The sequence below is a fragment of the Streptomyces fructofermentans genome, assembly GCF_014651055.1.
Classification (GTDB): domain Bacteria; phylum Actinomycetota; class Actinomycetes; order Streptomycetales; family Streptomycetaceae; genus Streptomyces; species Streptomyces fructofermentans.
The window spans coordinates 1-9,786 of record NZ_BMWD01000006.1; the positions used below are offsets into that span (position 1 = coordinate 1).

A 9,786-nucleotide genomic window follows, 5' to 3' on the forward strand; every position below is an offset into this window, starting at 1 on the left:
GGGCTGACCTGTTTTCACAGGTCAGCCCTTGATCATCCAGGGTGAGTGACGGGACTTGAACCCGCGGCATCCTGGACCACAACCAGGTGCTCTACCAGCTGAGCTACACCCACCATGACCGGGTGGTTCTCCGAATTCGTTTCCCCTACCGGCCGAGAAAAAGTGTACAGGGTCCGAAGGGGTGCTCGCGCCCGCTTTCCCGCGCGGGCCGCGCGGTGGGTCCCCGGGGGGCTACTGAGCGGGCAGGACGTGCTTCGCGGCGATGGCGCGGGCGGTGTCCGAGTCGGGGCCGGGCTGCGGGACGAAGACCGCCTCGCGGTAGTAGCGGAGCTCGGCGATCGACTCGCGGATGTCGGCGAGGGCCCGGTGGTTGCCGTTCTTCTCCGGGCTGTTGAAGTACGCCCTCGGGTACCAGCGGCGCGCCAGCTCCTTCACGGAGGAGACGTCCACGATGCGGTAGTGGAGGTACTCCTCCAGCGTGGGCATGTCGCGCAACAGGAAGCCGCGGTCCGTCCCCACCGAGTTGCCGCACAGCGGGGCCTTGCCCGGTTCCTTGACGTGCTCGCGGATGTACGCGAGGACCTGGGCCTGCGCGTCCTCCAGCGTCGTGCCGCCCGGCAGCTCCTCGAGCAGGCCGGAGGCGGTGTGCATGGTGCGCACCACGTCCGGCATGGTCTCCAGCGCGGCATCCGGGGGACGGATCACGATGTCCACCCCTTCGCCGAGCACGTTCAGCTCCGAGTCGGTCACGAGGGCGGCCACCTCGATGAGCGCGTCGTGCGACAGCGAGAGACCGGTCATCTCGCAGTCGATCCACACCATGCGATCGTTCATGGGGTCACCCTACGGCCCGCCCCCGCGCCCGGGCAGGCTCGGGACCTCGGCATCTGCCCGTCCGGACGAACAGAAGCGCCGGCCCCGGACCGATCGGTCCGGGGCCGGCGCACTGAGCTACCGCGCGACTACGGGGCGCTCCGCTGGCCGGGCAGCCGTCCCGCCGCGTACAGCTCCGGGCCCGGCCGTCCCGAGTCCGTGGAGAGGGACGAGGTCGGCGGGCCCACCGCGTGGGCGGCGGCCGTGCGGCGCGACTGGAACGGCAGCGGCGCGTCCTGCTGCACGGGCGGCGGTGCCGGTGGGCCGTCCGTGTCCGCCGGCTTCTCGGCCTGCGGGCGGCGTGCCCGGTAGGCGGCACGGTACGCCGCGGGCGACGAGCCGAGCTGGCGGCGGAAGTGCCCGCGCAGGGCCACCGGGGACCGGAAGCCGCAGCGCCCGGCCACCTCGTCCACCGAGTAGTCCGACGTCTCCAGGAGCCGCTGCGCCTGGAGCACCCGCTGCGTGATCAGCCACTGCAGGGGAGCGCTCCCGGTGAGTGAGCGGAACCGGCGGTCGAACGTGCGCCTGCTCATGTACGCGCGGGCCGCGAGCGTCTCCACGTCGAACTGCTCGTGGAGGTGCTCCAGGGCCCAGGCGACGACCTCCGCGAGCGGGTCGGCGCCGATCTCCTCGGGTAAAGACCTGTCGAGGTAGCGCTCCTGGCCGCCGCTGCGCCGGGGTGGTACCACCAGGCGGCGGGCCAGTGCCCCGGCCGCCTCGTTGCCGTGGTCCGTCCGCACGATGTGCAGACAGAGGTCGATTCCCGCCGCCGTGCCCGCCGACGTCAGTACGTCGCCGTCGTCCACGAACAGCTCACGGGGATCGACGTGCACCGACGGGTAGCGCTTGGCCAGCGTCGGCGCGTACATCCAGTGCGTGGTCGCGGGACGGCCGTCCAGCAGTCCGGCCGCGGCGAGCACGAAGGCGCCGGTGCAGAGCCCGACTATGCGGGCGCCCTCCTCATGGGCCCGGCGCAGTGCGTCGAGCGCCTCCTCCGGTGGCGGTGAGGTGATCGACCGCCAGGCCGGCACAACGACGGTGCCTGCCCGGGAGATCGCCTCCAGCCCGTTGGGTGCGGTGAGTTCCAGGCCCCCTGTGGTCCGCAGCGGGCCGTCCTCGCCCGCGCACACCAGCAGTCGGTAGCGCGGCACGCCGGCGTCCTGGCGGTCAATCCCGAACACCGACAGCGGTATGGAACTCTCGAAGATGGGGCCGCCGCTGAACAGCAGCACCGCGACGATCTCCTTGCGGCGTCGCCCGGAGAGTTTCCGGGCCGCGGCTTCCGGCGCGGCAGTGGAGTCGTGGCTCATGCTGCTAAGCCCCCCTCGGTGGTCGCGGCTCCCTTGACCTCTCGGGTCTGTCGCTCCAACACGTTTCCCCTCGGTCCTGCACGAGTCCCCCGCCGTAAGACGTCAAGATCGAATCTACTGTGTCCCGTGGTGCCGAGGTGGCCAGTTCAGCACTCGGCAGATTGTCGACATGGCAACTTGGCGTGAAGCATTCGATCACGAAGCGTTGCACTCGCGGGCCGTGCAGGGAAGTGCGCCTTGCTCCGGTGGCCGGTCCCCGTAGGGTGCGGACGCCCTCACGGACCCATTCGGTGCAGGTCGAACGGGGGTTGGGGGCCTGTTCGGCCAAGGGGTGGGCGGTTGCCGGAAGTTGGCTGAAAACCATCTGGGGTGTGCGCACAAACCGGTCAGTCAACCGGCGTATTCTCACCCGCGCGCCGACCGGGTCCCCACTCCTTCGCGCCTGCCCCGCCCGGCCGCTCCTCATGCACTGACGTTCCGTCAAACCGCGAACCGCGTGCCGGCGGCCCGTCGGACCGGCCGGCGGCTGCTGACGGTTCGTCGGATCGCGGAAGGGCCGCGCACCGCTCGGACCGGCGCAGCAGCACCCGGCACGCCCCGGTCACCGCCGCGAGGCCCAGCGCCGCGCCGGCCGCGCCCGCGAGGGAGGTCCCGTAACCGACCAGGACGACCGGCACCAGGACGCAGCTGAAGGCCGCCCAGCGCACCACCTCGCTCACCGTGTCCTGTGCTGCGGGGGTCCTGGAGGGGGGCTGGGGCGCGGTGGAGGGTCCGGACACGATGGAGTCTCTCCCTGAGGCGGCGGCTTACCGGGGTTCAACGCGTGTTCGAGCCGCCGGTCACGGACGCGGGCTCGGACACGGGCTCGGACGGTGCGGGGCCGGTCGGGACGGGTGGGGACAGTGCGCGGCGCGACGGGCCGGGCGGTGCGCCGACCGCCGGGGCGCGCGCCGCCGCCGGTCCGGCCCCGCCGAAGCCCGCGCAAACCGCCTGTACAGGGCAGCAACCATTGCGTTACGGGCGCCCTCTCGTGCATGCTCCGGTGAACCCTCCCGCGGCGAGTGCGGGATCTGGGCAGAGGAGGCTTGCCGCCGTACCCTTGGGGGTACGGGGTTGGGAAGATGATTCCCGGACACAGCTCCGCAGCCCCTGCCGTCCCACCGACGAGGATCCGAACGCCGAGACACCCATGGCCGGTCACGAATTCTTCGAACCCGCGGACCGCAAGCGCCCCGTCGCCGACCCCACGTCGGCCGAGCCCTTGCCGGCGGAAGAACCACGCCAGTCCTGCGACCCCGCCTTCAAGCACGGCGTCGTCGTGGGCTTCGACGGCTCGACGTCCAGTGAGCGCGCCCTCGCGTACGCGATCGGCATGGCGTGCCGGTCGGGCTCGGGCCTGATCATCGTGCATGTCGCCAACCGGCTGCCCACCACGGTGTGGGCGGGCTGCGAGCCCCCCGTCTTCGTCGACGTCCCCGACCACCGCACCGAGGTCCTCGGACTCGAACTCGCCTGCGCGGAGTACCTGGCGGAGGTCCCCTGGATCCTCGTCGAGCGCGGCGGCGACATCTGCCACGAACTCGAAGAGGTGGGACGGGAGTACGAGGCGGACGCCATCGTCGTCGGCTCCACGCACGGCATCGTCGGCCGCATCTTCGGCTCGGTCGCGGGACGCCTCGCGAAGCGCGCGCGGCGCCCGGTCGTCGTCATCCCCTGAGCCGTCCCGCCGCCGCTCCCGTCCGCACCGCCCGCACCGCCGTCCTGGCGCAACTCCCTGTCGTACCAGGTGGGAAGAGCCCGGGGCATCCGTGGGCCCCTTCGGTGGCACAGCGTAAAACTACTCGCGCGTAGAGGTGTTTGTGCCCTTGTGAAGGGCATAATCCGGTCGCCGGTACCACCCAGTGACCGGATCTCGCGCAGCACGCACCCGCACGAAGGGAGCCCGCCGTGGACAATGACGTCGCCGCGGGAAGCACCACCACCACGACCCTCGGCCATCTCGCGCTCGGACTCACCCTGCTGGCCTTCGGCCTCGGTCGCACCGAGGTGATCGACGGCGTCACGGCGGCCGACGCCGTCTCCCTCGCCACCTACGTCGGGGGCGTCGCCCTCTTCGCCGCGGGCCTGCTGGCCCTCCGCGAGCGCGACGCGTTCACCGGCACGGCCTTCTCGGGGCTCGGGGCCCTCTGGTTCACCTGGGGCGTGGGCGCCGACGCGCAGGTCTCGGACAACGCGGCCGGGCTGTTCCTGCTGCTGTTCGCGCTGGTCGCGCTGAGCCTGACGGCCGGCGCGCCGGCCGCGGCCCCGCTCACCAGGGGTGTGTACGCGCTGCTGTTCGTGGCGATGCTGCTGCTCGCCGTCGCCGCGTTCGGCGACTCCGAGGGGCTCGCGAAGACCGGCGGGTGGTTCGCCGCCGCGGGTGGCCTGGTGGCCTGGTACGCGGGGACGGCCGCGCTGGCCCACTGGCCGACGGCGATGCCGGGACGCGCTGCCGGCCGTGGCGTGACGGCCACCGGCTGAGGCAGCCCATGGGCCGGGGTATTGGGCGAACCCGGCTCCCGAAAAGAACGGCCCTCCGTGTGCAAGGTGGCACACACGGAGGGCCGTTCCGCCGTTTCCTCCCGAACCGCCGTCGGCCTACTCGACGGTGACGGACTTGGCGAGGTTGCGGGGCTTGTCGATGTCCCGGCCCAGGGCCAGCGCCGTGTGGTAGGCGAGGAGTTGGAGCGGGATGCCCATCAGGATCGGGTCCAGCTCGTCCTCGTTCTTCGGGACGACGACCGTCTGGTCGGCCTTCTCCTGCTCCCGGTGCGCGACGGCGAGGATCTTGCCGCTGCGGGCCTTGATCTCCTCCAGCGCGGCGCGGTTCTTCTCCAGGAGGTCGTCGTCGGGGACGATCGCCACCGTCGGCAGCGCGGGCTCGATGAGCGCGAGCGGCCCGTGCTTCAGCTCGGAGGCGGGGTAGGCCTCGGCGTGGATGTAGGAGACCTCCTTGAGCTTCAGCGAGGCCTCCCGGGCGACCGGGTAGCCGCGGACGCGGCCGATGAAGAGCATCGAGCGCGCCTCGGCGTACTGCTCGGCGAGCTTCTTGATCTCGTCCTCCTGCGCGAGGATCTCGGAGATCTGGGCGGGCAGCTTGCGCAGGCCCGCGATGATCCGCTTGCCGTCGGAGACCGACAGGTCACGGGTGCGGCCGAGGTGCAGCGCGAGCAGCGCGAACGCGACGGTGGTGTTGGTGAAGCACTTGGTGGACACCACGCACACCTCGGGGCCGGCGTGCACGTACATGCCGCCGTCGGCCTCGCGGGCGATGGCGCTGCCCACGACGTTGACGATGCCCAGCACGCGGGCGCCCTTGCGCTTCAGCTCCTGGACGGCCGCCAGCACGTCGTACGTCTCACCCGACTGCGACACGGCGACGTACAGGGTGTCGGGGTCGACGACCGCGTTGCGGTAGCGGAACTCCGAGGCGGGCTCGGCGTCCGCGGGGATGCGGGCCAGCTCCTCTATCATCTGGGCGCCGATCATGCCCGCGTGGTAGGAGGTGCCGCAGCCGAGGATCTTCACGCGGCGGATCTGGCGCGCCTCGCGTGCGTCCAGGTTCAGTCCGCCCAGGTGCACGGTGGAGAAGCGGTCGTCGATCCGGCCGCGCAGCACGCGGTCCACGGCCTCGGCCTGCTCGTGGATCTCCTTGTGCATGTACGTGTCGTGGCCGCCCATGTCGTACGAGGCGGCCTCCCACTCCACGGTCGTCGGCTCGGCGGTCGTCCGCGTGCCCTCGGTGGTGTACGTGCGGAAGTCGTCGGCCTTCAGGGTCGCCATCTCGCCGTCGTCGAGGGTGACGATCTGGCGCGTGTGGGTGACCAGGGCGGCGATGTCCGAGGCGACGAACATCTCCTTCTCGCCGATGCCGAGCACGACGGGGGAGCCGTTGCGGGCCACCACGATGCGGTCGGGGAAGTCGGCGTGCATGACGGCGATGCCGTACGTGCCCTCGATCAGGCGCAGCGCCTGGCGGACCTTCTCCTCCAGGGTCTCGGCCTGGGCGCGGGCGATGAGGTGGGTGAGGACCTCGGTGTCGGTCTCGGAGAGGAACTCGACGCCTTCGGCCTCCAGCTTCTTCCGCAGGTCGGAGGCGTTGTCGATGATGCCGTTGTGGACGACGGCGACCTTGCCCTCGGCGTCCAGGTGCGGGTGGGCGTTCACGTCGGAGGGAGCGCCGTGGGTGGCCCAGCGGGTGTGGGCGATTCCGGTGGTGCCGGCGAACCGCTTGGGGACGCGGGCCTCCAGGTCGCGGACCCGGCCCTTGGCCTTGACCATCCGCAGCCGGCCGCTCGACGGCGTGGTGACGACGATGCCGGCCGAGTCGTAGCCGCGGTACTCGAGGCGCTGGAGGCCTTCGAGCAGCAGCGGTGCCACGTCACGCCTGCCGATGTATCCCACGATTCCGCACATACGTCCCTCGGTTTCCCCTCAGTCGATCCATCGGCTCTGCTGTTCGGTGTCCGGCTCCGCCGCGCGGCGGTCAGCCGTAGACGAGACGGCGCAGTTGTCTGAGCGTCAGCTCGGGCGGCGCGACCGCCCTGTACCGCAGGTCCGCCGCGATCCGTTCGAAGATCACCGCGTTGACCAGTCCCTGGGCCTGGAGTTCGCGGTGCCGGCGGCGGACGTAGTCCTCGGTCGTCTCGTCGAAGTAGGCGAGCACGTCCTGGATCACCCGCAGTGCCTCGCCCCGGCCGAGGGGCGTGGAGCGTGTCAGATGATCCACAAGTTCGTCGTGCACCCGTTGATCCTGGGGTACGACGCGACTGTTCGCAAGAATCCTGCCCGATTTCGGGCAGGATGCGGTCGGAGGGCTCGTGAAGTGCTATCAGGGCCCTGTCCGTCTTGGTCTTTTTGGGGTAATTGACCGCGAAAAAGGGTCACTATGGATTGTCGCGGTCGAACCCTCTGAGGGCGGGACGGGACGGGACAGGACGGGGCAGGATGGGGCGGGCTCGGCGACCGGGCCCGCGGGCCGCTCTCACATCCGCCGGAGCACCGCCTGCTTGGCCAGGGCGAACTCCTCGTCCGTGAGGACACCGGACCTGTGCAGGTCGCCGAGCTCGCGCAGCCGCCGCAGCAGGGCGTCGTGGTCGTCCTCGGCGGGCGGCTCCGCGGGGGCGGCGAGCCGCTTCGGCGGGGTGTCCCGCGCGGCCGCCGACGGATGCGGCAGCCGCGCCTGAACCGCCGCCGCGACCAGCGCCATGAGCGGGTCCTTCTTGAAGCCCCACAGCTCCACCGCGTTGGGGTCGTACTTGGGGGGCGCCTTGGTCGGAGCGTTGCGCACGGTGAAGCGGAGGTGGCCGTTCTCCAGGCCGACCGCGGGCTGCCACTCCACCGCCTGGACGTCCGCGAGCGCGAGCGTGCGGGCGCCCGCGGCGGACTTGGCCTCCTCCGTCTTCCAGTTCCACTCCAGCCGGACGTTCTCCCCGTCGAAGCTCGCCGTGCCGTCGCCCGCGGAGACGGACAGGGGTACGGCCGGGCCCGCCAGCAGGTAGCGGTCGACCGCGGTCGGGGGGACCTCGTCGAGCAGCAGCGCGTTGCGGATCTCGTCCACGAAGTACTCGGCCACGCCGTAGCGGTCCGACTCGACGGCGAGCTGGTACGGGTCGGCGGCGTCCGCGAGTCTGCCCCCGGTCGCCTGGAGCAGCGGGTCCGCGCCGTCCCGCAGTCGGAGCCTGAGCCGCCCGGACTTCTTGCCCTGCTCGAACGAGATCCCCGCCAGCGCCCCCAGTGGTATGCCGAGTTCACCCAGGCTCTTGCGCAGCAACCCCACGTTCTTGTCGCGTCCCGGCACGAGCCTCAGGGCGTCGCCGTCGAAGGTCCAGGTGCCGTCCCGCTGGATGATTTCCGCCATGCCGGGGATTGTTCCACCGCAGGTGCGGGAGAGTGGTCTATACCCATTCGAAGGGAGCGCATGTGAGACAGCACAGAACGCCCCGACTCCTCTGTACGCTGCTGCTCGTGACGGCTGCCGGTGTCTCGGCCGTCGGCGCCGCACCGCAGGCCGCCGACCGGGACGACGCCGGGCCGATCCGGGTGGTCCCGGCCCCCGCCTCGGTCGAACCGGGCGGATCCCCGTACCGCATCACCGAGGGCACCCGCATCCGGGTGGACGACTCGCCGGAGGGCCGCCGGATCGGCGGGTACCTCGCGGACGTCCTGCGGCCCTCCACCGGCCACCGGCTGCCCGTCACCACCCACGGGTCCGGCGGCATCCGCCTCAGGATCGGCCAGGCACCCGTCGGCGCCGAGGGCTACCGGCTGGTGAGCGGCCGGTCGGGGGTCACCATCACGGCACGCCGGCCCGCGGGCCTCTTCCACGGCGTCCAGACCCTGCGCCAGCTCCTGCCCGCGGCCGTCGAGAGGGACACCGTGCAGCCCGGACCCTGGCGGGTGGCCGGCGGCACCATCACGGACAGTCCGCGCTACGGCTACCGCGGCGCGATGCTCGACGTCTCCCGGCACTTCTTCACCGTCGACCAGGTCAAGCGGTACATCGACCAACTGGCGCTCTACAAGATCAACAAGCTGCACCTGCACCTGAGCGACGACCAGGGCTGGCGGATCGCCGTCGACTCCTGGCCGCGGCTCGCCACGTACGGCGGCTCCACCCAGGTCGGCGGCGGACCCGGCGGGTACTACACGAAGGCCCAGTACAAGGACATCGTCCGGTACGCGGCCTCGCGGTACCTGGAGGTCGTGCCCGAGATCGACATGCCGGGCCACACCAACGCGGCGCTCGCCTCCTACCCGGAACTGAACTGCGACGGCGTCGCGCCGCCGCTCTACACCGGCACCGCGGTCGGCTTCAGCTCCCTGTGCGTCGACAAGCAGGTGACGTACGACTTCGTGGACGACGTGGTCCGTGAACTGGCGGCCCTCACCCCGGGCCGCCACCTCCACATCGGCGGCGACGAGGCGCACTCGACGAGCCACGCGGACTACGTGGCCTTCATGGACCGCGTGCAACCGGTCGTCGCCCGGTACGGCAAGACCGTGGTGGGCTGGCACCAGCTCACGGGCACCACGCCCGCGAAGGGCGCGCTCGCCCAGTACTGGGGCCTCGACGGTACGAGCGCCGCCGAGAAGGAGCAGGTCGCGGCGGCCGCGCGCAACGGCACCGGACTGGTCCTGTCGCCCGCCGACCGGGTGTACCTCGACATGAAGTGCGACAAGGACACCCCGCTCGGCCTGTCCTGGGCCGGCTACGTGGAGGTGCGGCGGTCCTACGACTGGGACCCCGGCAGCTACCTTCCCGGGGTTCCCGCGTCGGCCGTGCGCGGCGTCGAGGCGCCGCTGTGGTCGGAGACCCTGTCGACCTCCGCGCACATCGAGCGGATGGCCTTCCCGAGGCTGCCGGGCGTCGCCGAACTCGGCTGGTCGCCCGCGTCGACGCACGACTGGGACGACTACCGGGTGCGGCTCGCGGCGCAGGGCCCGCGGTGGGACGCGCTGGGGATCGGCTACCACCGGTCGCCCCAGGTTCCCTGGCCCGCCGGGTAGCCGGTCGGCCGCGGTGAACAACGGCGGCGGGCGCCCCCGGGACCGTCCGGGGGCG

8 protein-coding genes and 1 tRNA gene are annotated in these 9,786 nt (G+C 71.6%); 3 read left to right on the top strand and 6 right to left on the bottom strand.

Features of this window, described 5'->3' with window-relative positions; all coding sequences use genetic code 11:
* Positions 1 to 40 precede the first annotated feature (40 nt).
* From IE265_RS10335 to IE265_RS10345, 3 genes are all read right to left on the bottom strand, one after another.
* Positions 41 to 113: transfer RNA gene (locus IE265_RS10335), tRNA-His, on the bottom strand.
* Between the two features lie 118 nt (positions 114 to 231).
* Positions 232 to 834, bottom strand: coding sequence for an oligoribonuclease (gene orn, locus IE265_RS10340; RefSeq protein ID WP_190035146.1), 603 nt, complete (start codon positions 832 to 834; stop codon positions 232 to 234).
* Between the two features lie 128 nt (positions 835 to 962).
* Positions 963 to 2,183: a helix-turn-helix domain-containing protein gene (locus IE265_RS10345; RefSeq protein WP_190035147.1), complete on the bottom strand. Its 1,221-nt coding sequence runs from the start codon at positions 2,181 to 2,183 to the stop codon at positions 963 to 965.
* Positions 2,184 to 3,372: 1,189 nt separating this feature from the next.
* Between IE265_RS10345 and IE265_RS10350 the strand changes: the two genes are divergently transcribed.
* Together IE265_RS10350 and IE265_RS10355 are read left to right on the top strand one after the other, a co-directional pair.
* Positions 3,373 to 3,900 carry a universal stress protein gene (locus IE265_RS10350; RefSeq protein WP_190035148.1) on the top strand — a complete coding sequence of 176 codons (528 nt, stop codon included), beginning with the start codon at positions 3,373 to 3,375 and terminating at the stop codon, positions 3,898 to 3,900.
* 230 nt (positions 3,901 to 4,130) lie between these two features.
* The gene (locus IE265_RS10355) at positions 4,131 to 4,703 is read left to right on the top strand and encodes a GPR1/FUN34/YaaH family transporter (RefSeq protein ID WP_190035149.1); all 573 of its coding nucleotides are present in this window, start codon (positions 4,131 to 4,133) and stop codon (positions 4,701 to 4,703) included.
* Positions 4,704 to 4,820: 117 nt separating this feature from the next.
* Here the strand turns inward: IE265_RS10355 and glmS are convergent, their stop codons facing one another.
* From glmS to IE265_RS10370, 3 genes are all read right to left on the bottom strand, one after another.
* Positions 4,821 to 6,638, bottom strand: a complete 1,818-nt coding sequence (glmS, locus tag IE265_RS10360) for a glutamine--fructose-6-phosphate transaminase (isomerizing) (RefSeq protein ID WP_190035150.1) — start codon at positions 6,636 to 6,638, stop codon at positions 4,821 to 4,823.
* A 70-nt stretch (positions 6,639 to 6,708) separates the two neighbouring features.
* Positions 6,709 to 6,966: a hypothetical protein gene (locus IE265_RS10365; protein ID WP_190035151.1), complete on the bottom strand. Its 258-nt coding sequence runs from the start codon at positions 6,964 to 6,966 to the stop codon at positions 6,709 to 6,711.
* A gap of 240 nt (positions 6,967 to 7,206) precedes the next feature.
* Positions 7,207 to 8,082 carry a DUF4429 domain-containing protein gene (locus IE265_RS10370; RefSeq protein ID WP_190035152.1) on the bottom strand — a complete coding sequence of 292 codons (876 nt, stop codon included), beginning with the start codon at positions 8,080 to 8,082 and terminating at the stop codon, positions 7,207 to 7,209.
* A 62-nt stretch (positions 8,083 to 8,144) separates the two neighbouring features.
* On the opposite strand from IE265_RS10370, the gene IE265_RS10375 reads away from it, so the two are divergent.
* On the top strand, positions 8,145 to 9,731 hold the full coding sequence (locus tag IE265_RS10375) for a beta-N-acetylhexosaminidase (protein ID WP_190035153.1): 1,587 nt from the start codon (positions 8,145 to 8,147) through the stop codon (positions 9,729 to 9,731).
* Positions 9,732 to 9,786: the final 55 nt, after the last annotated feature.